Annotated in this window: 30 protein-coding genes; 27 read left to right on the top strand and 3 right to left on the bottom strand. The window is 65.1% G+C overall.

Annotation, left to right across the window (positions count from 1 at the left end):
- The first annotated feature begins 1 nt into the window (after position 1).
- The 13 genes from rpsQ to map all read left to right on the top strand — a co-directional run bounded on the left by rpsQ (position 2) and on the right by map (position 7,546).
- Positions 2–301, top strand: a complete 300-nt coding sequence (gene rpsQ, locus D6T64_RS02610) for a 30S ribosomal protein S17 (protein WP_119971178.1) — start codon at positions 2–4, stop codon at positions 299–301.
- Positions 302–334: 33 nt separating this feature from the next.
- Positions 335–703 (top strand): 50S ribosomal protein L14, encoded by a 369-nt coding sequence (rplN, locus tag D6T64_RS02605; RefSeq protein ID WP_035834620.1) that lies wholly within the window; start codon positions 335–337, stop codon positions 701–703.
- Positions 704–705: 2 nt separating this feature from the next.
- Positions 706–1,068, top strand: a complete 363-nt coding sequence (rplX, locus tag D6T64_RS02600; RefSeq protein ID WP_119971176.1) for a 50S ribosomal protein L24 — start codon at positions 706–708, stop codon at positions 1,066–1,068.
- The gene (rplE, locus tag D6T64_RS02595; RefSeq protein ID WP_119971174.1) at positions 1,068–1,667 is read left to right on the top strand and encodes a 50S ribosomal protein L5; all 600 of its coding nucleotides are present in this window, start codon (positions 1,068–1,070) and stop codon (positions 1,665–1,667) included. Before rplX ends, rplE begins: the two co-directional genes overlap by 1 nt.
- A gap of 197 nt (positions 1,668–1,864) precedes the next feature.
- On the top strand, positions 1,865–2,263 hold the full coding sequence (gene rpsH / locus D6T64_RS02590) for a 30S ribosomal protein S8 (protein WP_119971172.1): 399 nt from the start codon (positions 1,865–1,867) through the stop codon (positions 2,261–2,263).
- Between the two features lie 6 nt (positions 2,264–2,269).
- Positions 2,270–2,806 carry a 50S ribosomal protein L6 gene (gene rplF, locus D6T64_RS02585; protein WP_119971170.1) on the top strand — a complete coding sequence of 179 codons (537 nt, stop codon included), beginning with the start codon at positions 2,270–2,272 and terminating at the stop codon, positions 2,804–2,806.
- 2 nt (positions 2,807–2,808) lie between these two features.
- Complete coding sequence (gene rplR, locus D6T64_RS02580; protein WP_119971168.1) at positions 2,809–3,180, top strand: 50S ribosomal protein L18; 372 nt, start codon at positions 2,809–2,811, stop codon at positions 3,178–3,180.
- Positions 3,177–3,884 carry a 30S ribosomal protein S5 gene (rpsE, locus tag D6T64_RS02575; protein WP_377010024.1) on the top strand — a complete coding sequence of 236 codons (708 nt, stop codon included), beginning with the start codon at positions 3,177–3,179 and terminating at the stop codon, positions 3,882–3,884. Before rplR ends, rpsE begins: the two co-directional genes overlap by 4 nt.
- Positions 3,884–4,066: a 50S ribosomal protein L30 gene (rpmD, locus tag D6T64_RS02570; RefSeq protein ID WP_119971166.1), complete on the top strand. Its 183-nt coding sequence runs from the start codon at positions 3,884–3,886 to the stop codon at positions 4,064–4,066. Before rpsE ends, rpmD begins: the two co-directional genes overlap by 1 nt.
- Positions 4,066–4,620, top strand: coding sequence for a 50S ribosomal protein L15 (gene rplO, locus D6T64_RS02565; RefSeq protein ID WP_119971164.1), 555 nt, complete (start codon positions 4,066–4,068; stop codon positions 4,618–4,620). The genes rpmD and rplO overlap by 1 nt, the downstream gene beginning before the upstream one ends.
- 98 nt (positions 4,621–4,718) lie before the next feature.
- Positions 4,719–6,041 carry a preprotein translocase subunit SecY gene (gene secY / locus D6T64_RS02560; RefSeq protein ID WP_119971162.1) on the top strand — a complete coding sequence of 441 codons (1,323 nt, stop codon included), beginning with the start codon at positions 4,719–4,721 and terminating at the stop codon, positions 6,039–6,041.
- Positions 6,038–6,634 carry an adenylate kinase gene (locus D6T64_RS02555; protein ID WP_119971158.1) on the top strand — a complete coding sequence of 199 codons (597 nt, stop codon included), beginning with the start codon at positions 6,038–6,040 and terminating at the stop codon, positions 6,632–6,634. Before secY ends, D6T64_RS02555 begins: the two co-directional genes overlap by 4 nt.
- Positions 6,635–6,715: 81 nt before the next feature.
- Positions 6,716–7,546, top strand: a complete 831-nt coding sequence (map, locus tag D6T64_RS02550; RefSeq protein ID WP_119971156.1) for a type I methionyl aminopeptidase — start codon at positions 6,716–6,718, stop codon at positions 7,544–7,546.
- Between the two features lie 51 nt (positions 7,547–7,597).
- On the opposite strand, the gene D6T64_RS02545 is transcribed toward map, so the two are convergent.
- The gene (locus D6T64_RS02545; RefSeq protein WP_233550790.1) at positions 7,598–9,502 is read right to left on the bottom strand and encodes a BglG family transcription antiterminator; all 1,905 of its coding nucleotides are present in this window, start codon (positions 9,500–9,502) and stop codon (positions 7,598–7,600) included.
- A gap of 226 nt (positions 9,503–9,728) precedes the next feature.
- On the opposite strand from D6T64_RS02545, the gene D6T64_RS02540 reads away from it, so the two are divergent.
- From D6T64_RS02540 to D6T64_RS02490, 11 genes are all read left to right on the top strand, one after another.
- The gene (locus tag D6T64_RS02540) at positions 9,729–10,034 is read left to right on the top strand and encodes a PTS sugar transporter subunit IIB (protein WP_119971152.1); all 306 of its coding nucleotides are present in this window, start codon (positions 9,729–9,731) and stop codon (positions 10,032–10,034) included.
- Between the two features lie 45 nt (positions 10,035–10,079).
- Positions 10,080–11,708 carry a PTS mannitol transporter subunit IICB gene (locus D6T64_RS02535; RefSeq protein ID WP_119971150.1) on the top strand — a complete coding sequence of 543 codons (1,629 nt, stop codon included), beginning with the start codon at positions 10,080–10,082 and terminating at the stop codon, positions 11,706–11,708.
- On the top strand, positions 11,705–12,187 hold the full coding sequence (locus D6T64_RS02530; protein ID WP_119971148.1) for a PTS sugar transporter subunit IIA: 483 nt from the start codon (positions 11,705–11,707) through the stop codon (positions 12,185–12,187). Before D6T64_RS02535 ends, D6T64_RS02530 begins: the two co-directional genes overlap by 4 nt.
- Positions 12,184–13,347: a mannitol-1-phosphate 5-dehydrogenase gene (locus D6T64_RS02525; protein ID WP_119971145.1), complete on the top strand. Its 1,164-nt coding sequence runs from the start codon at positions 12,184–12,186 to the stop codon at positions 13,345–13,347. The genes D6T64_RS02530 and D6T64_RS02525 overlap by 4 nt, the downstream gene beginning before the upstream one ends.
- Positions 13,348–13,511: 164 nt before the next feature.
- Positions 13,512–13,733 carry a translation initiation factor IF-1 gene (infA, locus tag D6T64_RS02520; RefSeq protein WP_035834638.1) on the top strand — a complete coding sequence of 74 codons (222 nt, stop codon included), beginning with the start codon at positions 13,512–13,514 and terminating at the stop codon, positions 13,731–13,733.
- A 66-nt stretch (positions 13,734–13,799) separates the two neighbouring features.
- Positions 13,800–13,913: a 50S ribosomal protein L36 gene (gene rpmJ / locus D6T64_RS02515; protein ID WP_035834639.1), complete on the top strand. Its 114-nt coding sequence runs from the start codon at positions 13,800–13,802 to the stop codon at positions 13,911–13,913.
- A gap of 198 nt (positions 13,914–14,111) precedes the next feature.
- Positions 14,112–14,486 (top strand): 30S ribosomal protein S13, encoded by a 375-nt coding sequence (rpsM, locus tag D6T64_RS02510; protein WP_119971143.1) that lies wholly within the window; start codon positions 14,112–14,114, stop codon positions 14,484–14,486.
- 45 nt (positions 14,487–14,531) lie between these two features.
- Complete coding sequence (rpsK, locus tag D6T64_RS02505; protein ID WP_119971141.1) at positions 14,532–14,930, top strand: 30S ribosomal protein S11; 399 nt, start codon at positions 14,532–14,534, stop codon at positions 14,928–14,930.
- Between the two features lie 127 nt (positions 14,931–15,057).
- Positions 15,058–16,050, top strand: a complete 993-nt coding sequence (locus tag D6T64_RS02500) for a DNA-directed RNA polymerase subunit alpha (protein WP_119971139.1) — start codon at positions 15,058–15,060, stop codon at positions 16,048–16,050.
- Between the two features lie 50 nt (positions 16,051–16,100).
- Positions 16,101–16,628: a 50S ribosomal protein L17 gene (gene rplQ / locus D6T64_RS02495; protein WP_119971137.1), complete on the top strand. Its 528-nt coding sequence runs from the start codon at positions 16,101–16,103 to the stop codon at positions 16,626–16,628.
- 77 nt (positions 16,629–16,705) lie between these two features.
- The gene (locus tag D6T64_RS02490; protein ID WP_119971135.1) at positions 16,706–17,794 is read left to right on the top strand and encodes a GNAT family N-acetyltransferase; all 1,089 of its coding nucleotides are present in this window, start codon (positions 16,706–16,708) and stop codon (positions 17,792–17,794) included.
- A gap of 20 nt (positions 17,795–17,814) precedes the next feature.
- Here the strand turns inward: D6T64_RS02490 and D6T64_RS02485 are convergent, their stop codons facing one another.
- Entirely contained in the window at positions 17,815–18,492 is a 678-nt protein-coding gene (locus tag D6T64_RS02485) for a type 1 periplasmic-binding domain-containing protein (protein ID WP_119971133.1), read from the bottom strand.
- A gap of 203 nt (positions 18,493–18,695) precedes the next feature.
- Here D6T64_RS02485 and D6T64_RS02480 point away from each other — a divergent pair, with 203 nt between their 5' ends.
- From D6T64_RS02480 to D6T64_RS02470, 3 genes are all read left to right on the top strand, one after another.
- On the top strand, positions 18,696–19,955 hold the full coding sequence (locus D6T64_RS02480; protein WP_119971132.1) for a HupE/UreJ family protein: 1,260 nt from the start codon (positions 18,696–18,698) through the stop codon (positions 19,953–19,955).
- Between the two features lie 182 nt (positions 19,956–20,137).
- Complete coding sequence (locus D6T64_RS02475; protein ID WP_119971130.1) at positions 20,138–21,970, top strand: FN3 domain-containing metallophosphoesterase family protein; 1,833 nt, start codon at positions 20,138–20,140, stop codon at positions 21,968–21,970.
- Positions 21,971–22,066: 96 nt separating this feature from the next.
- Complete coding sequence (locus tag D6T64_RS02470) at positions 22,067–23,155, top strand: WxL protein peptidoglycan domain-containing protein (protein ID WP_119971128.1); 1,089 nt, start codon at positions 22,067–22,069, stop codon at positions 23,153–23,155.
- Between the two features lie 15 nt (positions 23,156–23,170).
- Here the strand turns inward: D6T64_RS02470 and D6T64_RS22460 are convergent.
- Positions 23,171–23,762, bottom strand: a 592-nt coding sequence (locus D6T64_RS22460; RefSeq protein WP_456064316.1) for an SGNH/GDSL hydrolase family protein, incomplete at its 5' end; no start/stop codon positions are given.

Genomic DNA, 23,762 nt, shown 5'->3' with positions numbered 1-23,762 from the left:
CATGGCGAAGACTGACGGAAAGTCCGTTGAAGCCCCGGCCGAGGCTCTCGTCCGCGGCTACCGCAAGACCCTGCGCGGCGTTGTGACCGGAGACAAGATGGATAAAACCATCATTGTCGAGGTCGAAGACCGCGTAAAGCACCCCCTGTACGGCAAGGTCATTCGCCGTACGTCCAAGCTGAAGGTTCACGACGAGGCGAACTCCGCCGGCGTCGGTGACTCGGTCCTGATCAGTGAAACTCGCCCGCTGAGCGCTACCAAGCGCTTCCGCCTGGTCGAGATTCTCGAGAAGGCCAAGTAAGCCTCGCGCTTACTTGACATAAGGAGTTAGAAAATGCTTCAGCAAGAATCACGAGTCAAAGTTGCCGACAACACCGGTGCCAAGGAACTCCTGACCATCCGCGTTCTCGGTGGCTCCGGCCGTCGTTACGCGGGCCTCGGTGACGTCATCGTCGCCACGGTCAAGGACGCCATCCCGGGCGGCAACGTCAAGAAGGGTGACATCGTCAAAGCTGTCATCGTTCGCACCAAGAAGGAAACCCGTCGTCCCGACGGTTCGTACATCAAGTTCGATGAGAACGCTGCAGTGATCTTGAAGGCAGACGGTGACCCCCGCGGCACCCGAATCTTCGGACCGGTCGGTCGCGAGCTTCGCGACAAGAAGTTCATGAAGATCATCTCGCTGGCACCGGAGGTTATTTAATCATGGCAGCGCGTATCAAGAAGGGTGACCTCGTAGAGGTCATCACCGGCCGCACCCAGGCTCGCGGAGGCGACCGGGGCAAGCAGGGCAAGATCATCTCCGTCGACGTCGAGAAGAACCGCGTGCTCGTCGAGGGCATCAACTTCGTGACCAAGCACGTTCGTGTTGGTCAGACCCAGCGCGGCACCAAGACCGGTGGCATCGAGACCTTCGAAGCCGCCATCCACGTGTCCAACGTTGCGATCGTCGACCCGGAGACCAAGAAGCCGACTCGCGTTGGCTTCCGCCTCGAAGAGGTAACGAAGGACGGCGTCACCAAGACGGTCCGCGTTCGTTACGCCAAGAAGTCAGGGAAGGACATCTGATGACTGACACTGCAGTTGTTGAGGGTGTTGCACCCGTCAAGGCCCTGCCGCGCCTGAAGCAGAAGTACCGCGACGAGATCTCCGCGAAGCTCTCCGAGGAACTCGGCTTCACCAACGTGCACCGCGTTCCGACCCTGACGAAGATTGTCGTCAACATGGGTGTCGGAGAAGCGGCTCGCGATGGCAAGGTCATGGACGGTGCGGTTTCCGACCTCACCAAGATCACCGGCCAGAAGCCGCAGGTCACCAAGGCCCGCAAGTCGATCGCGCAGTTCAAACTGCGTGAGGGACAGCCCATTGGCGCGCACGTCACACTTCGTGGCGACCGCATGTGGGAGTTCCTTGACCGGCTGCTCAGCCTGGCCCTTCCTCGCATCCGTGACTTCCGTGGTCTGTCCGACAAGCAGTTCGATGGTGCGGGCAACTACACCTTCGGTCTGACCGAGCAGGTCATGTTCCACGAGATCGACCAGGACCGCATTGACCGCATCCGCGGAATGGACATCACGGTAGTGACGACCGCTCAGAACAACGACGAAGGCCGCGCGCTGCTCAAGGCGCTGGGTTTCCCGTTCAAGACGGCCGAAAACACCAAGTAGTCCACTCCGCAGACGCAGCCAGAACTATCGTGATGAAAATCAAGTAGTCTTGGTTGTTTGGGCGCGAGTTCCTCATGGGAACTGGCCGCTCGCGAGTTTTTCACCCCGGGGGCCGACCAACCGGTCGGCCCCCTCACCACCACAGGTCGTCATCCTTGTAACGGATGCGCGAAACCAGGCGAGAAAGGCAACACAACATGACAATGACAGATCCGGTCGCAGACATGCTGACCAGACTGCGCAACGCGAACTCGGCATACCACGACACCGTGTCCATGCCGCATAGCAAACTGAAAGCGCACATCGCTGACATCCTCAAGGCCCAGGGATACATCTCTGCCTGGGACGTCAAAGACGCAACCGTTGGTAAGACCCTCACGCTCGACCTGAAGTTCGGTCCGAACCGTGAGCGTTCCATCAAGGGCATCAAGCGGGTTTCCAAGCCCGGCCTGCGCGTATACGCCAAGTCGACGGAGATCCCCACGGTTCTCGGCGGCCTCGGCGTGGCCATCCTGTCCACCTCCAGCGGTCTGCTCACCGACCGTCAGGCAGAGAAGAAGGGCGTAGGCGGAGAAGTTCTCGCCTACGTGTGGTAACCCGCAATGTCACGTATTGGAAGACTGCCCATTGTGATCCCCGCCGGGGTCACGGTCGTCGCTGACGGCCAGGCTGTCTCGGTCAAGGGCCCCAAGGGCGAGCTCGCGCTCGTCGTTGCGAACCCGATCGAGGTCAAGATCGAAGACGGTCACGTACTGGTCTCCCGTCCCAACGACGAGCGCGTGTCGCGTTCGCTGCACGGACTGACCCGCACGCTGATCAACAACCAGATCATTGGAGTGACCGTCGGTTACTCGAAGGGTCTCGAAATCGTCGGTACCGGTTACCGCGCGGCGCAGAAGGGCACCTCCGTTGAGTTCGCCCTCGGCTTCTCGCACCCGGTCGTCGTCGAGCCGCCCGTCGGCATCGTTCTGACCGTGGAGAGCGTCAACAAGCTCACGGTCAGCGGAATCGACAAGCAGGCCGTCGGCGAGGTCGCCGCCAACATCCGTAAGATTCGCAAGCCTGAGCCCTACAAGGGTAAGGGTGTGCGTTACGCCGGCGAGATTGTTCGCCGCAAGGCCGGAAAGAGTGGTAAGTAACCATGGGTCTCGGAACTAGAGGTAAGAGCAAGACCGCTGCCCGCGGACGCCGTCACCTTCGTCTTCGCAAGAAGATCGAGGGCACCGCGCTTCGTCCGCGCCTGGTCGTCACCCGTTCGGCCCGTCACGTATTTGTGCAGGTTGTCGACGACAGCAAGGGCTTCACCCTTGCGTCGGCATCCACGCTCGAAGCTGACATGCGCACGTTCGACGGTGACAAGACCGCCAAGGCCCGCAAGGTCGGTGAGCTCGTCGCCGAGCGTGCGAAAGCAGCCGGTATCGAAGCCGTTGTATTTGACCGTGGTGGCAGCAAGTACGCAGGACGCGTCGCAGCCATCGCTGATGGAGCTCGAGAGGGTGGATTGAACCTGTGAGCACTGAAAAGATCGAAACCACAGCGCCCGTCGCTGCCGTTGCCGAGGCACCGGTTGAGACTGCTGCATCCACGACCCCGCCGCAGAGCGAGCCCCGCGAGGCTCGTCGTGGTGGACGTGAGCGCAACCCCAACAAGGACCGCGGAAGCCGCGATGCCGACAAGAGCCAGTTCCTGGAGCGCGTCGTCACCATCAACCGGGTGTCCAAGGTCGTCAAGGGTGGTCGTCGCTTCAGCTTCACCGCACTGGTTGTTGTCGGAGACGGCAACGGACTGGTCGGCGTTGGCTACGGCAAGGCCCGCGAGGTGCCCACGGCTATCTCCAAGGGCGTCGAGGAAGCGAAGAAGAACTTCTTCCGCGTTCCCCGCGTCGGCCTGACCATCCCGCACCCCGTGCAGGGTGAGGCCGCAGCCGGCGTCGTGCTGCTGCGTCCGGCCGCTGCCGGTACCGGCGTTATCGCCGGTGGCCCCGTGCGCGCCGTACTCGAGTGCGCCGGTATCCACGATGTGCTGAGCAAGTCGCTCGGTTCCTCGAACACCATCAACATCGTGCACGCCACGGTCGAAGCACTGCACCAGCTCGAAGAGCCCCGTGCCGTTGCCGCTCGTCGTGGCCTTGCGTACGAAGACGTGGCCCCGGCCCGTTTCCTGCGTGCCGATGCCGCCGCGGCTGCTGCTGCAGCAACCGCAAAGGCAGGTGCCTGATGGCTCAGTTGAGGATCACGCAGATCAAGTCCAAAATTAGTGAGAAAAAGAACCAGCGCGACACGCTTCGCAGCCTGGGTCTTCGACGCATCGGCGCCGTCACGATCCGCGAGGACAACTCGCAGAACCGTGGCTACGTCAACACCGTCGCTCACCTCGTCAAGGTCGAGGAGATTGACTAATGGCTGACGAAAAGGAAGCTGTAACCACAGCTACGCCCGCCAAGAAGGCAGCCCCCAAGGCCGCCAAGTCCACCGCGACCAAGGCTTCGGCCAAGGCTGCGCCGGCTGAGGCTCGCGAGCAGGTCCTGAAGGTACACCACCTTCGTCCCGCTCCCGGTGCCAAGAAGTCGCGCATGCGCGTGGGCCGTGGTGAAGGATCCAAGGGTAAGACCGCGGGTCGTGGAACCAAGGGCACGAAGGCACGCTACACAGTCCGTATCGGCTTCGAGGGTGGGCAGATGCCCCTGCACATGCGCACCCCGAAACTGCGCGGATTCAAGAACCCGTTCCGCGTCGAGTACCAGGTTGTCAACATTGACCGTCTGGCCGAGTTGTACCCCAACGGCGGCGATGTAACCATCGCCGATCTCGTTGCCAAGGGTGCGGTTCGCGACAACGAGAAGGTCAAGGTTCTCGGTAACGGTGACATTACGGTTAAGCTGACTGTTGCGGTCGATAAGGTCTCCGGCTCAGCTGAGCAGAAGATCGTCGCCGCTGGTGGCTCTGTCAAGTAAGTCCTAGACGCTGGTCGAGCTTGTCGAAGCCACCTATCGAGTAAATCGTTGGTGTGGACTCGGCAAGCTCGATTCACGTTAATAACTGGAGGCCTTTGTTGTTTAGCGCCATTGCGCGGATATTCCGCACGCCTGACCTTCGCAAGAAGATCGGCTTCACCCTGGGCATCATTGCTCTGTTCCGTTTGGGCTCGTTCATCCCCGCCCCATTCGTGGACTTCGGCAACGTGCAGGCCTGTCTCGCGGCTAACCAGGGGGCCAGCGGCCTCTACGAGCTCGTCAACCTCTTCAGTGGTGGCGCGCTCCTGCAACTCTCGGTCTTCGCACTCGGGATCATGCCGTACATCACGGCGTCGATCATCGTGCAGCTGCTGCGGGTTGTCATCCCCCACTTCGACACCCTCTACAAGGAGGGTGCCTCGGGTCAGAGCACCCTGACCCAGTACACGCGCTACCTCACCATCGCCCTCGGCCTGCTGCAGTCGACCACGCTGATCACGGTGGCCAGGAGCGGCGCGCTCTTCGGGACATCCGCCAGCGCCGAATGCTCGGCCCTGATCACCAACGACGCCTGGTACGCCATCATGCTCATGGTCATCACCATGACCGCCGGCACCGGCGTCATCATGTGGATGGGCGAGCTCGTCACCGAGCGCGGCATCGGCAACGGCATGTCGCTGCTCATCTTCACCTCGATCGCCGCACTCTTCCCCACCTCGCTGATGTCCATCGGCAACCAGCAGGGAATCGACGTGCTGCTCATCGTGATCGCGGTCGGATTGCTGGTGGTCATGGCGGTCGTGTTCGTGGAGCAGTCCCAGCGCCGCGTTCCGGTGCAGTATGCCAAGCGGATGGTCGGCCGACGCACCTACGGCGGCAACAACACCTACATCCCGATCAAGGTCAACATGGCCGGCGTGATCCCCGTGATCTTCGCTTCGTCGCTGCTGTACCTGCCGGCCCTGATCGCCCAGTTCAACCAGCCTGCGGCCGGCCAGGAGCCCGCCGCCTGGGTCACCTGGGTGACCAACAACCTCACCTCGGGCGACAACCCGCTCTACATGCTGATGTACTTCCTGCTGATCATCGGCTTCACGTACTTCTACGTCGCGATCACCTTCAACCCCGAAGAGGTCGCCGACAACATGAAGAAGTACGGCGGGTTCATCCCCGGCATCCGTGCCGGCCGCCCGACCGCCGAGTACCTCGACTACGTGCTGACCCGCATCACGCTGCCCGGCTCGATCTACCTCGGCCTCATCGCCCTCATCCCGCTGCTCGCGTTCAGCGTCATCGGCGCAGATCAGAACTTCCCCTTCGGCGGAGCCAGTATCCTGATCGTGGTCGGTGTTGGGCTGGAGACAGTCAAGCAGATCGACTCACAGCTGCAGCAACGACACTATGAGGGACTTCTCCGATGACGCGACTTCTCCTGATCGGCCCGCCCGGCGCGGGCAAGGGCACCCAGGCCACCGAGCTTGCCGAGGCTTTCGGCATTCCGGCCATCTCCACGGGCGATATCTTCCGCTACAACGTCAAGAATGAAACGCCGCTCGGCCTCCAGGCCAAGGCGTTCATGGACGCCGGCGAATACGTGCCCGACTCGCTGACCAACGCGATCGTCGAAGATCGCCTGCAGCAAGCGGATGCCGCCCCCGGCTTTCTGCTCGATGGCTACCCGCGCACGACGGATCAGGTCACCGAACTCGACCGTCTGCTCGAAGCTGCCGGAACCGCCCTCGACGTCGTCGTGCTGATCGTGGCCGACACCGATGAGGTCGTCTCCCGACTGCTGAAGCGTGCCGCCGAGCAGGGCCGCGCCGATGACACCGCCGACGTGATCCGTCACCGCCTGTCGGTCTACGAAGAGCAGACCGCTCCGCTCATCGACGTGTACGGCGCGCGTGGCCTCGTTGTCACCGTTGACGGCCTCGGAGCCGTCGCGACGGTCACCGGCCGCATCCTGGATGCCCTGGCCGAGCGCGGCCTGCGTCCGCCGGTCGCCAGCAAGTAGTTTTCACCAGCACGACCCGCTTCACTTGGCTCCACCCGAGCCAATCGCATCGAGATAGTTAGTTTGTGGGAACCCCTTAATATGAGCCTTCGTCGCTCGATCTACAAAAACCCCGCCCAATTGCGCCTGATGGTGGCGCCCGGCCTGGCCACGGCGGCATCACTCGCCGCGGCCCGGGCGGCAATGGTCGTGGGGGCAACCACGCTGGATCTGGATGCCGCCGCCGAGGCCGCGATCGTGGCCCTCGGCGGCAAGCCCAACTTCAAGCTCGAGACCGGCTACCACCACACGGTGTGCGCCTCGGTCAATGACGAGGTCGTGCACGGCATTCCGACCGCCCGCAAGCTGGTTCCCGGCGACATCGTCTCCATCGACAGCGGCGCCATCCTCGACGGCTGGAACGGCGACGCCGCGTTCACGTTCGTGATTCCCGACCCGTCCCGCCCCGAGGTCGTCGCCGAGCGCGAACTGCTCTCGCACGTGACCGAGCAGTCGCTCTGGCACGGCATCGCCCGGCTGTCCACCGCCCGCCACCTCAACGAGGTCGGCGAGGCCATCGAGGATTACATCGAGTCGCAGGGCACGTACGGCATCCTCACCGACTACGTCGGCCACGGCATCGGCCGCAGCATGCACGAGGCTCCGCCCGTCTTCAACTACCGCGTGCGTCCCAAGGGCCCCGATGTGAAGCCCGGCCTCATCGTGGCCATTGAGCCGATGGTCGTCATGGGCGACATCGAAACGTACACGAAAGAGGATGACTGGACCGTCGCCACGAGCGACGGCCTCGCCGCCGCGCACTGGGAGCACAGCATCGCCGTGCACAAGGACGGCATCTGGGTGCTGACCGCCGAAGACGGCGGCGCCGCCGGCCTCGCCCAGTTCGGCATCACGCCGGTCCCGATCCCGTAAACTGCCGGCTCGCCAGGCAGCGGATGCCGCGGGGCGCGCCCCGCGTTGCCGCTACTGGTCCATCAGGTGAGCGAGTTCCCCGATGAACGAGTCGAAGTCGATTGAGCGCTTGATCAGTCGCTGCACATCAGCCCGGTCGGCGAATACCTCCACGAACTGGTCGAACACTGCCTGGAATGACGCTCGTCCGGCGGCGCTGAACGCGATGAACGCGACCACGTTGACTCGGCTGTCACCCCAGTCCATCGCGGCGTCGTTGATCACGATCGCAATGCTGGTCTGCCGGGCCGTCATCGCCATCGCGTGCGGCACGGCGAGATGGTCGGTGAACGCGGTCGACGACATCCGCTCACGGTCGATCGCGCCGTCGATGTAGGCCGCGTCGATCAGGCCGAGCCGCTGCATCCGCTCGCCGAGGGCGTGGATCATGGCCAGTTCGCTGCTCGGAGAGAAATTGCGCAGGAACAACCGTGCGTCGAAGAACTTCAACAGGTCGCCGGTGATCTGCGCCCGGCGCCGCAGCCGCCGCACCCGGCTCGCCGCCAGGCGGATGCGATCGACGTCGGCTGCCGTCAGAAACGGCTTGATCACGATGACTCCGTCGCCGTGCAGTTTCGGGTCGATCGTCGTGAGCACCAGGTCGGCGTGCAGCGTCGACCAATCGACGTCGCTGCGGGTGACAACCGCGGAGACCTCGAGGTCGGTGCCGAGCAGGCGTTCGATGCGCTCCACCAGCCGCAGGTGCACGTCGTAGTAGTTCGGGCAGACGATCACACAGGTGACGAGTTCTTCGCGGCGGCCCTGCAGCTCCAGGTGGGCGCCGACGTGCATGGCGATGTACGCGATCTCGTCGTCGGTGATCTCGATCTGTTCCTGGGCCTGGAGGGCACTGGCGATGTACACGGCCAATTCGTACGTCATCGGGTAGGCCGTCTTGATCGACCGGGTCAGGGGATTGCGCGAGTATGAGCGGTCCTGGGCGCGGTCGATGAGGTTGCGCACGTGCAGCGTCAGGCGCACGATGAAGCCCTCGTCGTTCAGGTCGACCAGATACTCGGCGCTGGCCTGGGCCACGATGCGCTGCACGATAGCGAGATCGCGAGGCCGCACGTAGTTCGCCGCAACCCGCTGTGCGGGCTGGTCCTGCCCCGGTGTCACCACCCGGGTCGCGAGCAGTTGGGCGAGAAAGTCCAGGTCCTGCGGGTCAAGGTCGACCCGAAAGTGGCGCTGCAGCAGAACCCCGAGCTGTTCGGCCAGTGGCGTTGCGGGCGTGGTGCGGTCGGCGGGCGGCGTCTCGCGCCGGGCAACGCGGTCAACGGCGATCGCCACGTGGAGCAGAAGTGCTGTCGTGCCGAACTCGTTCACAAAATAGCCCTCGGTGTCGAGCATCGTGAGCAGGTCGGTCTTGAACGCACCCAAACTTTCTGACGCGAATTCGGCGTGGATCGCCTCGAGTTCGAGCAGCCCGCGGCTGCCTTCGGCTCGGAACATGGGGCTGAGCAGTCGGCGCCGGTCGGTCTCCGACCCGTCGAGGGTCACGACGCTCCCGTGCCGGGACAGGCCCAGGCCGGAGTCGGAGAGCAGGGCCCGCAGCCGGGTCAGGTCGGTCTCCACGGTCGAGTCGCTGACAAAAGACGACGCCGCGAGCTCATAGACGTCGAGGCCGTCGGTCGCGTCGGTGAGCTGGCGCACGAGCCGGTACAGCCGGGCGGCAGGGGCGTCGGGAGCCGGGGGTACCCGGGCCTCGCCGAGCCGGTCGTAGGCCCGGCGGTTGAGGCGATACCCCTCGGGGCCCGATTCGATGACGGTGAACGGATGCGTCGACGTCTTCACCTGGGTCACGTAGCTGCGCACACTGCGCGGTGTCACCCCCAGGTGGTCGGCGATTTCGGCGGCGGTGACCCACGCGGGGGTGTGGGCGAGGTACTCGAGCATGCGGGTCGCTTTGTCGGTCATGGCCAGACTCCGTCGTCACGGGCTAGGAACAAGGTCGGGGTGGCAGCCGCGCTGCCGATGTGGCCGGCTCGATGCTGACATTTCGATGCACACATTGTGCTGCGGTTTGGGGGCGGTGGCACGTCGATTTTCCGGGGGTGCGGAAAGTTTCATGCTGGCGGGGTTCCCAGCCAATTGCCAGTATCGGGTCAACACCGCAACAGGCAAGCGACCTGGAGGGCGATCGATGAGGATTCTGGTGGTCTGCGGCGCCGGGGCGTCGAGCACCTTCGTGGCCCAGCGCATGCGTGTGACCCTCGCCGCCCGTGGGCTCGACGTGCAGGTCGCCGCCGGCAGCGAGTCCGAACTCGGCGCGAGTCTTGGCAACATCGACGTTCTCCTCGTTGGGCCGCACCTGGCACCCCAGTACGCGCAGATCTGCGAGCTCGCCGCCCAGTACGGGGTGAGTGCACGGCTGCTGCCCGCCGAGGTGTTCAGCGTGCGCAACGGGGACGCATCCGTCGACCTCGCCCTGTCCGCTGCCCACACCTGACACCACCCCCACCGAAGGAGTTCCGGCAATGAAGGAGACAGTGCAATGACAACGACGTCGGCATCGACGAAGCCCGCGGGCGCGCGTGTGCGCGTGCAGCGCTTCGGTACCTTCCTCAGCGGCATGGTCATGCCGAACATCCCCGCGTTCATCGCGTGGGGGCTGATCACGGCCCTGTTCATTCCCACCGGATGGGCGCCCAACGGCATCCTCGGCGGATTCGGCAACGAAGCCGTCATCGGCTGGACCGGCTCCCGCACCGCCCTCGCGGCGGCCGAAGACGGCACAACCTTTCCGCAGTACGTCGGGCTTGTCGGCCCGATGATCACCTACCTGCTGCCCCTGCTGATCGCCAACACCGGCGGGCGGATGGTCTACAGCACCCGGGGCGGCGTGGTCGCGACGATCGCGACCATGGGCGTCATCGTCGGCAGCACGATCCCGATGTTCATCGGCGCCATGATCATGGGCCCGCTCGCAGCGTGGCTGATGAAGAAGATTGACGCCATCTGGGACGGCAAGATCCGTCCCGGCTTCGAGATGCTGATCGACAACTTCTCGGCCGGCATCCTGGGCGGCGCACTCGCCATCGGCGCCTTCTTCGGTATCGCACCCATCGTCACGGCGATCAGCAACACCCTCGGCGACGCCGTGGACTGGCTGGTGAGCAACCAATTGCTTCCGCTGGTGAGCATCCTGATCGAGCCGGGCAAGGTGCTTTTTCTCAACAACGCCATCAACCAGGGTGTACTGACCCCGCTCGGCATCCAGCAGGCCCAGGAGAGCGGCAAGTCCATCCTGTTCCTGCTCGAGGCCAACCCCGGCCCGGGCCTCGGCATCCTGCTCGCCTACACGTTCTTCGGCCTCGGCATTGCCCGGGCGAGTGCGCCCGGTGCGATCATCATCCAGTTCTTCGGCGGCATCCACGAAATCTACTTCCCCTACGTGCTGATGAAGCCGATCCTGATTCTCGCCGCGATCGGCGGCGGCATGACCGGGGTCGCCATCAACGTGGCCTTCCAGACCGGGTTGCGAGCTCCCGCCTCACCGGGCAGCATCTTCGCGGTTCTGATCCAAACCGCGCCCGGCAGTTACATCGGGGTGATCCTGTCGGTGATCGGCTCCGCCGGGGTCTCCTTCCTGATCGCGGCGGTCATTCTGCGGGCCAGCCGCAAGCGTGACCTGGCCGCCGGTGAGACCGGTGACCTCAGCGCGGCCGTGGCCCAGACCGAGGCCTACAAGGGCAAGTCCAGCGCCGTGCTCGGCGGCCTCGCCGGCCAGTCGGCTGCCGGCAACGGCGCGAGCCGTTCGACAGAAGCGGATGCCGCCACGCCCGCCCACACGGCCGCTCCAACCCGGGAGCTGCGCACCATCGTGTTCGCGTGCGACGCCGGAATGGGCTCGAGCGCGATGGGCGCCTCGGTGCTGCGCAACAAGATCAAGAAGGCCGGCGTGACCGGGGTCGCCGTGACCAATCAGGCCATCGCGAACCTCGACGGCAGCGCCGACCTCGTGATCACGCACCGGGACCTCACCGACCGGGCGCGCGACGCCTCGCCGAACTCGCTGCACCTGTCGGTGGAGAACTTCATGGCCAGCCCCCGCTACGACGAGGTCGTCGGCATGCTCACTGAACGGGGCAACACCAACAACCGGGACGAGGTCACGAGATGAGCGCCGAGAACACTGCCGCCGACAGCACTGCCGCCGACACCAGCAGCGAGATCCTGCAGCCGACCAACGTGATCGCCCGCGGCACGGCGACGTCGCGCGACGAAGCCATTCGTGAGGCGGGGCAGTTGCTCGTCGCTTCGGGCGCGGTGCGCGCGGACTATATCGACTCGATGTTCGAGCGGGAGGCATCCGTGTCGACCTACATGGGCAACTACCTGGCGATTCCGCACGGTACCAACAAGGCCAAGGAATCGATTTTGCGGTCGTCGCTGTCGATCGTGCGGTACCCGGAGCCGATCGATTGGAACGGCAAGCCGGTGCGCTTCGCGGTCGGCATCGCCGGGCTGAACAACGAGCACCTGCAGATCCTGTCGAAGATCGCCGTGGTGTTCTCCGACGAAGACGAGGTGCAGCGCCTGCTGGACGCCGGCAGCTCGGAAGAGATGTTCACCCTGCTCGAGGAGGTCAACGAACCATGACGCCGCAGGGTCCGACGGCCGTTCACTTCGGCGCCGGCAACATCGGGCGCGGATTCGTGGGCCTGCTGCTTCACGAAGCCGGCTACGAGGTGGTCTTCGCCGACGTCAACGAGGCACTCATCGAGGCGCTGAAGGCCGCCCCCGTCTACCGGGTGCACGAGGTGGGGGAGAACCCTGCCGTGCACACGGTCGACAATTTTCGGGCGGTCAACAGCGTGACCGAAACGGATGCCCTGATCGCGGAGATCGCGGGCGCCGACGTGGTCACGACCGCGGTCGGCCCGACGATCCTGCCGCGGGTGGCCCCGATGATCGCCGCCGGCCTTGCGCGGCGCTCGAGTGACCTCGCACCGCTCGCGGTGATCGCCTGCGAAAACGCGATCAATGCGACAGACCAACTCGCCGGCTACGTGCGGGCCCTCGTGCCGCCGGAGGACTGGCCGATCGTGGGCAGCCGGGCGGCTTTCGCCAACACCGCCGTAGACCGCATCGTGCCGGCGCAGCCCGAGGGCGCCGGCATCGATGTGACCGTGGAGACCTTCTACGAGTGGGTCATCGAGCAGGGCGCCTTCCACGGCGCCCCGCCGCCCATTACCGGCGCGACCTTCGTCGACAACCTGCGACCGTACATCGAACGCAAGCTCTTCACCGTGAACACCGGGCACGCGACCGTGGCCTACCTGGGTTTTCTGGAGGGGGTGCATCCGCTGCACGACGCCCTGCGTGTCGCCCGGGTAGCGGATGCCGCCCGCCGGGTGCTCGAGGAGACCTCCGGCCTGCTGGTGGCCAAGCACGGCCTCGACGAGGCCGAACAGCGGGCCTACCGCGAGAAGATTCTGCGCCGTTTCGCCAACCCACAGCTGCCGGACACCGTTGAGCGGGTCGGCCGGCAGCCGCTGCGCAAACTCGGCCGCACCGAACGCTTCATCGGCCCGGCGGCGGAGATCGCCGAAGACGGCCGGATTCCTGTAGCCCTGCTCGACGCGATCGGTGCCGCATTCCGTTTTGTGGTGCCGGGCGATGAGCAGAGCGTGGAGCTGAACCGGCTGCTGCGTGCCGAGCCGGCCGAGCGGGTCGTGCAGCAGGTCTGCGGGCTGGCGCCGGAGCATCCGCTCTTCGAGCCGGTCGCCGCCCGGGTGCGGCAGGCGCAGTCCCTCTGAGCGCAGTCGCTCTGAAATTGATTGCTGGCGATTATAGGACCGAATTGCCAAAAGGCAACTTCATACCATAAGATTGATCTTTGGTGTCTGGCATCGTCTTTTCGGGCGTGTCAGGCAGCAATATCCGCATGACCAGCAATCAATACAAGAGCGACAGTGAGGCTATGGCCAAAAAAGACGGTGTCATCGAAATCGAGGGCGCGGTAGTCGAAGCCCTGCCCAACGCGATGTTTCGCGTTGAGCTGTCCAACGGCCACAGAGTGCTTGCCCACATCTCGGGCAAGATGCGTCAGCACTACATTCGTATCCTCCCGGAGGACCGCGTCATTGTAGAACTCAGCCCTTACGATCTGACCCGTGGCCGGATCGTCTACCGCTACAAGTAACGACTGCTGTAAGTAACGGCCTTGGGCATCCCCGGGGTACGAGGACAGCGAAAACAAGGAATCACCATGAAGGTCAAGCCCAGCGTCAAAAAGATCTGTGACAAGTGCAAGGTCATCCGCCGCAACGGCAACGTGATGGTCATCTGCGAGAACCCGCGTCACAAGCAGCGCCAGGGTTGATCTCGGCAGGCTCGATCACCGGACAGTTGTTCGGGTCAGGCCTGTGAGAGATCAGCTGTGCAGTTAGCGCTTCGGTACGACACGTACTTCGGTACGACAAGTAAATAGCAGTTCCGGGAGCCCGCGAGGGTGACACCATCGGTTGGAGGCCGGTGTACAGGAACTGCTACAGACCTCCATCCAGTATCAGGAGACACAATGGCACGTCTAGCCGGCGTCGACATCCCGCGCGATAAGCGCGTGGAAGTTGCATTGACATACATCTACGGTGTTGGCCGCACGAGGGCTCTCAAGACCCTCGTCGACACCGGAATCGACGGAAACATCCGCGTGAAGGACTTGAGCGACGACCAGCTCGTCCTCCTGCGCGACTACGTCGAAGGAACCTTCAAGGTTGAGGGTGACCTCCGCCGTGAGGTTGCCGCTGACATCCGCCGCAAGGTTGAAATTGGCAGCTACGAGGGAATTCGCCACCGCAAGGGCCTGCCCGTTCGCGGCCAGCGCACCAAAACCAACGCTCGCACCCGTAAGGGCCCGAAGCGCACCGTAGCCGGCAAGAAGAAGGCGCGCTAGGCCCCGGCCTAGCCCGCTAACGCCTTTAGGATTCAGGAGAAATTCATGGCAACACCTAAGTCGGCCGTACGGAAGCCGCGTAAAAAAGAGAAGAAGAACGTTGCTGTGGGCCAGGCCCACATCAAGAGCACCTTCAACAACACGATCGTCTCGATCACCGACACCACCGGTGCGGTCATCAGCTGGGCCTCCTCGGGCCAGGTCGGCTTCAAGGGTTCGCGCAAGTCGACCCCGTTCGCCGCTCAGCTGGCAGCAGAGTCTGCTGCCCGCCAGGCGCAGGAGCACGGCATGAAGAAGGTTGACGTCTTCGTCAAGGGACCGGGATCAGGTCGCGAAACTGCGATCCGTTCGCTTCAGGCCGCTGGCCTCGAGGTCGGATCCATCAACGACGTCACCCCCCAGGCGCACAACGGTTGCCGCCCGCCGAAGCGTCGTCGCGTCTAAAGCACTGTCACCGTCGTGGCGGGCCTGACCACCTCGTGGTCGGGCCCGCCTGGACACTTTCTTTCTTAATAAACACCTCGTCATTGCAAGTGTCATATAGCGGACACTTAGCCGAAAGGAATCAACAGTGCTTATTGCACAGCGTCCCACGCTCACCGAAGAGAACATCTCGGAGTTCCGTTCACGGTTCATCATTGAGCCGCTCGAACCCGGCTTCGGATACACCCTTGGCAACTCCCTTCGTCGTACCCTGCTCTCCTCGATCCCGGGCGCTGCTGTCACGAGCATCCGTATCGACGGCGTTCTGCACGAGTTCAGCACGGTTCCCGGTGTCAAGGAAGATGTCACCGAGATCATCCTGAACATCAAGGGACTCGTCGTCTCGAGCGAGCACGACGAGCCGATCACCGCGTACCTGCGCAAGCAGGGTGCGGGCCAGGTCACTGCAGCAGACATCTCGGCTCCGGCCGGTGTCGAGGTGCACAACCCCGAGCTCGTCATCGCCACGCTCAACGACAGTGCCAAGTTCGAACTGGAACTGACCATTGAGCGCGGCCGCGGCTACGTGTCCAGCGCCCAGAACCGCAACGAGTTCTCCGAGGCCGGCCAGATTCCGGTCGACTCGATCTACTCGCCCGTTCTCAAGGTGACCTACCGCGTCGAGGCAACTCGTGCCGGTGAGCGCACTGACTTCGACCGCCTCGTCGTTGACGTGGAGACCAAGTCGGCCATCTCGCCCCGCGACGCCATCGCATCGTCCGGTCGCACCCTGACCGAACTGTTCGGCCTGGCCCGCGAACTCAACACCGCCGCTGAGGGCATTGAGATCGGCCCCGCGCCGGTTGACGCCGTTCTCTCGACCGAGCTTTCGATTCCGATCGAAGACCTCGACCTGTCGGTGCGTTCGTACAACTGCCTCAAGCGCGAAGGCATCAACAATGTCAGCGAACTGGTCGCCCTCTCGGAGACCCAGCTCATGAACATTCGTAACTTCGGACAGAAGTCTGTCGACGAGGTCAAGGACAAGCTCGTTGAGCTCGGCCTGTCTCTCAAGGACTCGGTTCCCGGATTCGACGGCGCCCACTTCTACAGCGGATACGAAGAAGAGCCCACCAACTAAGGTTCGTCTCTTCGACGACCTCTACTGTTTTTTGATACTGGAGATTACCCATGCCTAAGCCCACAAAGGGACCCCGGCTCGGTGGCGGCCCGGCGCACGAGCGCCTCATGCTCGCCAACCTGGCTGCTGCCCTGTTCACCCACAAGTCCATCAAGACGACCGAGACGCGCGCCAAGCGCCTGCGTCCGCTCGCCGAGCGCATGGTGCAGTTCGCCAAGCGCGGCGACCTGCACGCGCGTCGTCGCGTTCTCGCGACGATCACCGACAAGACCGTCGTTCACGAGCTCTTCACCGTGATCGCACCCCAGGTCAACGAGCGTGAGGGCGGTTACACCCGCATCACGAAGCTCGGTTTCCGCAAGGGTGACAATGCGTCCATGGTGCAGATGGAGCTCGTTCTCGAGCCCCTCGTCCCCAAGGTCAAGCGCTCCAAGGTTGCCACCGTCGCCGCGACGCCGATCGGTTCCGACTCTGTCGTCGTCGATGACGTGGTCGCCGACGACGCTGCCGTAGCCGAGGACGTCGTCGCTGACGACGCCGCGGTTGTTGCTGACGCTCCGGTCGAGGAGACCAAGTAGTCGCACGATAGAAACACGATGAGGGGTTCGGCTTCGGCCGGACCCCTCATTTTTTGTGGGTGACATAGGCTGGGCCCATGCCTGATCCGGAACGAGCCCAGAGCATCCGCCCACAAACCCCAAGGCCGCCGAGCGAGTCACCGCTGAGTGCCCGCGTCGCCGCGCCGATCAGGCTCGCCGTGCCGCGGCATCCTGATGTCGCCTTCTGGCGTGCGGCGACGGATGCCGACATCGACGGCATCTGGCAGCTGCGGCAGGCCATGGGCCGCGTCGACCACCCGAACTACCTCACGGCGCGCGGTGCGATTGCTGCCGACTTCGGCTATTCGCATTTCCACGCCGAACACGACTCCCTGATCGGGCTCGACACGAACGGTCGGGTCGTCGCGGTCGGGATGGTCATGTTCCCGCCGCGGCAGGTGACGCTCGTGCGGTCGATGCCGATCGGCGGAGTGCACCCGGACCTGCGCGGCCGCGGCATCGGCCGGCAACTGCTGGCCTGGCAGCTGGGGCGAGCGCAGCAGCAACTCGCGTCGTCGAGCAAGCTGCTGCCGGGCTGGATCCTCGCCTACGCCGACGAGCGATCCCCGCAGACCGCACGGATGCTGCGGCTCGGCGGCATGCACCTGTCCCGGTATTTCCTCTCCCTGGAGCGCCCCCTGACCGAGCCCATCGCCGAGGTCGAACCGGCCCCCGGCATCCGTCTGGCGCCGTTCAGCATGCAGGATTCGGCGGCGGTGCACGTCGCCCGCGACGACGCCTTCATGGACCACTGGGCGAGCCAGCCGATGAGCGACGAGAACTGGAACGCCTTCGTGACGGGTCGGTGGTTTCGGCCCGACCTGTCGTTCGTGGCGTTCGGCACCGACGACGCCGGTGCCGAGCAGGTCGTCGGGTTCGTGCTGTCGAGCGCGAACGAAGATGTCTGGCGCACGCAGGGCTTCACCGGGGGGTATGTCGACCTCGTCGGCGTGACGACCGCGTGGCGGGGCCGACACATCGCCCAGTCACTGCTCGCCGCGCACCTCGAAGCCGGACGAGCCCTGGGATATGACCGCTCGACCCTCGCGGTCGACTCCGCGAGCCCGACCGGTGCCCTGGGCCTCTACGAGGGCATGGGCTACGTGCCCACCCACCGCAAGCTGGCGTTCACGCTGCAGTACTAGCCCCGCCGCGCTCGCCCGGCTCAGAACGTGAGGCGCACCACCACGCCGGACAGGCCGTGCAGCACGCCCGCAACCCCGGCGGTGACAGCGTCTTCGGCGCGCTGAACGGTCACGGCCGAGGCGACCTGGTCTGCGGGGACGCTGACGCCGGTGCCGCGAAAGGTGGCCCCCGCCCAGACGGCCGCGGTGACGTTCGCGGTCGGTTCGGGCAGCTGCGCGCCGACCATCAGAAACTCCTGCCCCAGGTTTTGGGCCGTCAACAGGGAGAAGACGTCCACCACGCCGCTGCCCGCCCCCAGAACGAGGTCGGGAGACAGGGCCACGGCCGCGTCGAGGTGGCGCTCGACCTCGTCGTCATCGGCGGCTACGAAGGACTGCAGGTCAACGTCGTACTGCGCCGCCCAGCGTTCCACGGCCGCCCCGATTGCCCGAGTGGCATCCGCGTTTCCCGGGTCGCCAGCAACACTGCGGGAAATCACGATGGCGCGGTAACCCGCGGGCGGCACGACGCCATCCCAGGAACCGGGGAGCGGGCTGAGGGTCGGCTCGGGCATTTGCATGGTGATGCTGCCCAGGTAGCCCGAACCGAGCGGGCGGAGACTCTGGCCCGGCGTGGCCGTCGTGCCCGTTGCGCATCCGCTGACGACGAGGAGCAGCGCCAGGGCTGCGACAAACGTGAGGCGTGGTCTGGGGTGCACAGCGGTCAACCTCCGAGGTCGGTCAGGCGTCGGGGACGATCCGGCACCGCCACAGGTTGGCAGTCGGGCGTGGCCGGGGGGTGACGGTCGAGCAGCAGGCAGGTGAACTTTCGTGCCCGCCGCAGCCGGCGTGCGGATGCCGCGTAACCCCGAGTTCACACTTTCGGCGTTGCTCGTTCATCCGGTTCGGACAGGTTGTCCGGATGAGCCAGTTCGTCTTCGTCCCGCGCCCCCCGCGCCGTTTCCGTTCTCTCGCCGTCGTCGTGGGGCTGGTCGCAGCGGCCGCGGGCACCACGCTGGCCGCTCTGCCGGCGTCAGCCCACGGATTCGAGTCGACGGTCTATGTTGACGCGGTCGCCGCGGACACCGGGGATCTGCGCGCCGATATCTACCTTGAATACGACCTGCTGGTCGTGTCCGCGGCCGAGAACCAGGACGACCCTGGCCTCTTCAACGAGGGGATGGACCTGTTCGAGACCGGCGACGAGGCGATCGCCATGAACGCCCACGCCGACACCGTGCGGGACTACGTGCAGGAACGATTCCAGGTCACCTTCGGCGGCGAGGCATGCTCCCCGGTCCCGGTGGGGGAGATCACCATGGACGTGCGCGACGATGTGCCATACGCGCTGCTGGTGCTGGACTTCGCCTGCGCGGCCGGTTCCGCAGACAGCCCGACGTACGAGGTGACCAGCACGCTGTTTCCCGACGTCGAGGACTATGTCACCGACACCAAGACCATCGTGACCTACGACCTCGACGGACGCTCCGGCAGCGCCGCTCTGGACTCGTCCGACCCCACCTTTTCGACGGGGCAGGCCTGGCACGAGCGTTTTCTGGAATTTTTCCTGCTCGGCGCCGAGCACCTGGCTGCCGGCCCCGACCATCTGCTGTTTCTGCTGGCCCTGATCGTCGGATCGCGCCGCCTGCGCGATGTCGTTCTCGCCGCGACCGCGTTCACGGTTGCCCACTCGCTGACCTTTGTCATCGCCGCGCTCAACCTGGTCGCTGTGCCGGCCGCTGTGGTCGAGCCGATCATCGCGCTGTCCATCGCCGTCGTCGCCGCCTGGCCGCTGTGGATCAACCGGCGGCGTTCTCGTCTCGTCCCCGGGCCAGCGGGCACAGCCGGGGGGCGGTCCTCGCCGGGGCGCTGGGCGATCGCGCGGGCGGAACAGGGTCGGCTCGCGGTGGTCTTCTGCTTCGGTCTTGTGCATGGTCTCGGCTTTGCCGGGGCGCTCGGAATCGACGAGGCGTGGTCGTGGACCCTGTTGTGGTCGCTGTTGGTGTTCAACGTGGGCATCGAGGTCGTGCAGCTCGCGATCATCGCCTGCGTCTTTCCCCTGCTGTCCCTGCTGCGTCGTCGGATGCCGCGGGTGGGAGTCATCGCCACGGTGATGGTTTCCGGGGCGGTCGCCGCATTCGGGCTGGTCTGGTTCGCGGAGAGAATCTTCGCGCTCGCCTAGCAACCGGTGCGGCCCTTGGCCTCACTGGTACATGCATTGTGTCAACACACACAGGATTGTTCCTCCCTTTGCTTGCCCGATTCAAAGCATTCACACGGAATTTACTCAGCAAGAACACACTTGCGGCGCGTGCGCATTTGCGCATGAGCGTGTTCCTTAGATCCGAGAGGTACTGGAATCACATGTCGTTTAGCAACACAACCCGGGCTGCAAAGCCTGCTCACCGGCGCACGGGGATCGTCTTCGGCGCTGCTGTCGTCTGCCTCTCCATGGCTCTGACCGGCGGCGTCCTCACGACGAGCGCCGTCGCTGCCACCTCCACCCAGTCCGACATCGTGCTGCATGTGGGCGCCGACGAAACCATGCGCAACTTCTCCTGGTATTCAGCCGCCGACACGGCTCAGGTCGTCCAGGTCGCTCTGGCCGCCAATGTCGTCGACGGGGCCTTCCCGGGCCTGGCCACGAGCATCTCGGCCACGGGAGGACTCACCACCAGCGGTGAGTACAACCGCTTTGCGACGATGACCGATCTCGCCGAGAACACCGCCTATGTCTACCGCGTGGGCAGCGAAGGCGACTGGTCGAACACCTACTCCTTCCGCACCCAGGACTTCGACGGTGCCTTCGACTTCCTCTTCTTCGGTGACCCGCAGATCGGATCGTCGAAGGACATCCCCGGCGACACCGCCGGCTGGAGCGAGACGCTCGACGTGGCCACCTCGACCTACCCCGACGCCGAAATGCTGTTCTCGGCCGGCGACCAGGTCGATTCCGCCTCCAACGAGGTGCAGTACGAGGCCTTCCTCGAGCCCGACGCACTGCGCGAGATTCCGTTCGTCGCGACCAACGGAAACCACGACGTCGGCAACAAGGCCTACGAGCAGCACTTCAACACGCCGAACGTCGACGCCAGCGCCGGTGCCGGTTCGGACACTGCCTCGGGCGGCGACTACTGGTTCATCTACAAGGATGTCCTCTTCATGGATATCAACTCGAACAGCCGCGACAACGATTCCCACATTGCCTGGATGAACCAGATCGTCGCCGAGCACGGCGACGAGGCCAAGTGGAAGGTCCTGGCCTTCCACCACTCGATCTACTCGCCCGCTGTGCACGCGACCGACGGCGACATCGTCGACCGCCGCGCCGTTTTGCCGACGGCCATCTCAGACCTCGGCATCGACGTGGTTCTTCAGGGACACGACCACGCCTACGCGCGCAGCTATCTGATGCACAACGGCGTCAAGGCCAACGAGGCCGAAGAAGCCGGCGCTGACTCGGTCATCGCCGGCCCCGGCGGCGTACTCTACGTCACGGCGAACTCGGCCTCCGGCTCGAAGTACTACAACCTGCAGGAACAGGGCTTCTCCTACCTGTCCGCTTCCAACCAGGAGCACGTGCGCAACTACAGCGCCATCGAGGTCTCCGATGAGGCCTTCACCATCAAGACGCTGCGCAGCGAGGCCTACGGCGACGCGAACCCCGTCAACAGCGTCGTGGACCAGGTCACCCTGACCCGCGAGGTTCAGCCGGACCTCGACTCCCAGGAGCTTCAGGTCACCGTTCCCGAGGCCGCTCCGGGTGAATTCGTCTGGAACATCGACGGCACGAACGCGCTTCTCGACCTCGGCACCGCGATCGACGCCGGCGACCACTACTCGGCCGTTGGCTCGATCAACGCCATCCGCGTGACCGACACCCGTGCCGCCGGACCGGAGTGGTCGATTTCCGCGCAGGTCGGCGACTTCGTCTCCGGTGACAAGTCGTTCTCCGGTCGTTTCCTCGGCTGGTCCCCGTCGGTCGTTGAGACCGGTGGCGACGCCGTCGCCGGTGCAGCGGTTGAATCGGGCTTCTTCGCGGGCGACGGATTGTCCGCCTCCTCGACCCTGGGCTACGCCGCCACCGGCCATGCCCTCGGTTCTGCGACGCTCGACGCCGGTCTGGGACTCGCCGTTCCGGTTGACGTGACCGACGGTACCTACCAGGCAACGCTCACGCTCACCGCACTGAGCTAAGAACCCCTGTGCCCGCACCGAGGAGGTGGGCGCCGCCGGCGCCCACCTCCTCGGTGTCTCACCACCCACACTCTCACTCACACCTAGGGGACCTCGATGCTTGCCCGACCACCACGCAGCCCGCATGCTGCCGTCACTCTGCTTCGTGCCCTGCCCATAGCGTTGATCTTCGTGCTGGGAGTGCCGACGGTGAGTCCCGCCGTGGCGGCGGCATCCGAGGGCGACGTCACCTGGGGGGTGCGGACCGCCACGAGCGGTACCGACCCCGAACGCCAGAATTTCGGTTATACCCTCGATCCGGGCGAGTCTCTGAGCGACGCCCTGATCATCAGCAACCACGACGAGGAGCCCCTCGAACTGGACGTCTACGCCGCCGACGGCTTCACCACGACGAGCGGGCAGGTCGACCTTGTGACACGGGACACCGCATCCGTCGCCGCGGGCAGCTGGACCGCGCTCGACACCGGACAGGTGAGCATCCCCGCCGGAGAGAGCGTCGAAGTGCCCTTCACCGTGACGATTCCGGCCGAGGCAACCCCGGGGGACTACCTGGGCGGAATTCTGACCTCGCTTCCCCAGCCCGGTCAGGAACAGGGGATCGACGTGGATCGCCGCCTGGGCATCCGCATGCACGTGCGCGTTCTGGGGGATCTGCAACCGGGACTGTCCGTCGAGAACCTCAGCGTCTCCTACGCGGGAACGGCCAACCCGTTCGGCACCGGCGACGCCACCGTGAGCTATTCCGTGGTTAACACCGGCAATGTGCGGGTGGCCGCCGGGCAGACGGTGGGCCTCGCAGGGCCGTGGGGCATGCTGCCCACGGACATCGCGAATGTCGCCGCCGTTCCCGAACTCCTGCCCGGTGAGTCCTGGCCGGTCACGGTGTCGGTGGCAGCAATTTCTCCCGTCTTCTGGTTGACGGCCTCGGTATTCCTGGATCCCGAGCTCGCTGTCGTCGCCGGCTCGACGCCGGGAATCACCCCCGTCGAGGCGTCCGCCGGCACCTGGGCCCTGCCCTGGGCCCAGCTGGTTTTGCTCGTGCTGCTCGCAGCCGGCGTGGTTGCGACCATGTTGGTGCGCAAGCGTCGTCGCACCCGGCGCGCGCTGCGTGAGGATGCCCGCGTGCAGCAGGCCGTGGACGAGGCCCTCCGAAGTGTTGACGCCGAGGCGGTTCCGACGCACTAACGCACGAGCACCGGCTCAGCGGTCGGCGGCGAGGGCCTGCAGGGCCGAGCGGATGCTGTCGGCGTAGACCTGCCCGCCCGTCGGGCCCGGATGCACCCGGTCCTCGCCGAGCAGGTCCAGGCGCGCGGCGATGGCATCGTGCCAGTTCGCGAGCACCACGTAGGGTTCGGCGTCGGAGAAGCTCGCGAGCGTCGTATTCACCGTGGGGGTCCAGTCCCGCTCGGCGAACGCGTTGACGAGCACGAGGTGGCGGTCGGGCCCGATGGCCGTCTCGATCGCGGCGAGTTCGCCCGCGGTGATCGGCCCGTTGGTGCCGAGGCCGACGATGACCACCGGCCGCAGGGTTCCAGCGGCCGCGGATTCCGCGAGGATGCCCGCGGCGGCATGCATGCCCCGGTTGACGGCAGCATCGATCGAAATTCCCGGGAAGGTCGCCTGCAGCTCCGCTGCCGAGGCGAGCATCACCGAGTCGCCGACCGCCGTGATCGCGTCCCCGGTCGGCACCGCGGCGGCCGCTGCAGCGGCGGCGCGGGCCGCTTCTTCTTCGAGGCTGCGCGCCGCGGACTGCGCGGCCGCGCTGCGTTCGGCGGCCTCGAGGGCGGCCTGA

Source organism: Cryobacterium melibiosiphilum (assembly GCF_003602235.1).
GTDB classification, from domain to species: Bacteria; Actinomycetota; Actinomycetes; order Actinomycetales; family Microbacteriaceae; genus Cryobacterium; species Cryobacterium melibiosiphilum.
The sequence above is the reverse complement of the archived record's forward strand: the minus strand, read 5'-3'. Positions and strand labels throughout refer to the sequence as shown.

What these genes read in the sequence shown, in the direction of transcription:
- D6T64_RS02470 (WP_119971128.1), top strand. Translation starts at nt 22,067, where the DNA reads ATGCTTGCCCGACCACCACGCAGCCCGCATGCTGCCGTCACTCTGCTT.
- map (WP_119971156.1), top strand. Translation starts at nt 6,716, where the DNA reads ATGAGCCTTCGTCGCTCGATCTACAAAAACCCCGCCCAATTGCGCCTG.
- rplR (WP_119971168.1), top strand. Translation starts at nt 2,809, where the DNA reads ATGGGTCTCGGAACTAGAGGTAAGAGCAAGACCGCTGCCCGCGGACGC.
- D6T64_RS02555 (WP_119971158.1), top strand. Translation starts at nt 6,038, where the DNA reads ATGACGCGACTTCTCCTGATCGGCCCGCCCGGCGCGGGCAAGGGCACC.
- rplO (WP_119971164.1), top strand. Translation starts at nt 4,066, where the DNA reads ATGGCTGACGAAAAGGAAGCTGTAACCACAGCTACGCCCGCCAAGAAG.
- infA (WP_035834638.1), top strand. Translation starts at nt 13,512, where the DNA reads ATGGCCAAAAAAGACGGTGTCATCGAAATCGAGGGCGCGGTAGTCGAA.
- rpsM (WP_119971143.1), top strand. Translation starts at nt 14,112, where the DNA reads ATGGCACGTCTAGCCGGCGTCGACATCCCGCGCGATAAGCGCGTGGAA.
- rplE (WP_119971174.1), top strand. Translation starts at nt 1,068, where the DNA reads ATGACTGACACTGCAGTTGTTGAGGGTGTTGCACCCGTCAAGGCCCTG.
- rpsH (WP_119971172.1), top strand. Translation starts at nt 1,865, where the DNA reads ATGACAATGACAGATCCGGTCGCAGACATGCTGACCAGACTGCGCAAC.
- rpsQ (WP_119971178.1), top strand. Translation starts at nt 2, where the DNA reads ATGGCGAAGACTGACGGAAAGTCCGTTGAAGCCCCGGCCGAGGCTCTC.
- D6T64_RS02530 (WP_119971148.1), top strand. Translation starts at nt 11,705, where the DNA reads ATGAGCGCCGAGAACACTGCCGCCGACAGCACTGCCGCCGACACCAGC.
- D6T64_RS02535 (WP_119971150.1), top strand. Translation starts at nt 10,080, where the DNA reads ATGACAACGACGTCGGCATCGACGAAGCCCGCGGGCGCGCGTGTGCGC.
- rplQ (WP_119971137.1), top strand. Translation starts at nt 16,101, where the DNA reads ATGCCTAAGCCCACAAAGGGACCCCGGCTCGGTGGCGGCCCGGCGCAC.
- D6T64_RS02490 (WP_119971135.1), top strand. Translation starts at nt 16,706, where the DNA reads ATGCCTGATCCGGAACGAGCCCAGAGCATCCGCCCACAAACCCCAAGG.
- rplF (WP_119971170.1), top strand. Translation starts at nt 2,270, where the DNA reads ATGTCACGTATTGGAAGACTGCCCATTGTGATCCCCGCCGGGGTCACG.
- D6T64_RS02540 (WP_119971152.1), top strand. Translation starts at nt 9,729, where the DNA reads ATGAGGATTCTGGTGGTCTGCGGCGCCGGGGCGTCGAGCACCTTCGTG.
- rplN (WP_035834620.1), top strand. Translation starts at nt 335, where the DNA reads ATGCTTCAGCAAGAATCACGAGTCAAAGTTGCCGACAACACCGGTGCC.
- D6T64_RS02475 (WP_119971130.1), top strand. Translation starts at nt 20,138, where the DNA reads ATGTCGTTTAGCAACACAACCCGGGCTGCAAAGCCTGCTCACCGGCGC.
- rpmJ (WP_035834639.1), top strand. Translation starts at nt 13,800, where the DNA reads ATGAAGGTCAAGCCCAGCGTCAAAAAGATCTGTGACAAGTGCAAGGTC.
- D6T64_RS02545 (WP_233550790.1), bottom strand. Translation starts at nt 9,502, where the DNA reads ATGACCGACAAAGCGACCCGCATGCTCGAGTACCTCGCCCACACCCCC.
- D6T64_RS02480 (WP_119971132.1), top strand. Translation starts at nt 18,696, where the DNA reads ATGAGCCAGTTCGTCTTCGTCCCGCGCCCCCCGCGCCGTTTCCGTTCT.
- D6T64_RS02525 (WP_119971145.1), top strand. Translation starts at nt 12,184, where the DNA reads ATGACGCCGCAGGGTCCGACGGCCGTTCACTTCGGCGCCGGCAACATC.
- rplX (WP_119971176.1), top strand. Translation starts at nt 706, where the DNA reads ATGGCAGCGCGTATCAAGAAGGGTGACCTCGTAGAGGTCATCACCGGC.
- rpsK (WP_119971141.1), top strand. Translation starts at nt 14,532, where the DNA reads ATGGCAACACCTAAGTCGGCCGTACGGAAGCCGCGTAAAAAAGAGAAG.
- rpmD (WP_119971166.1), top strand. Translation starts at nt 3,884, where the DNA reads ATGGCTCAGTTGAGGATCACGCAGATCAAGTCCAAAATTAGTGAGAAA.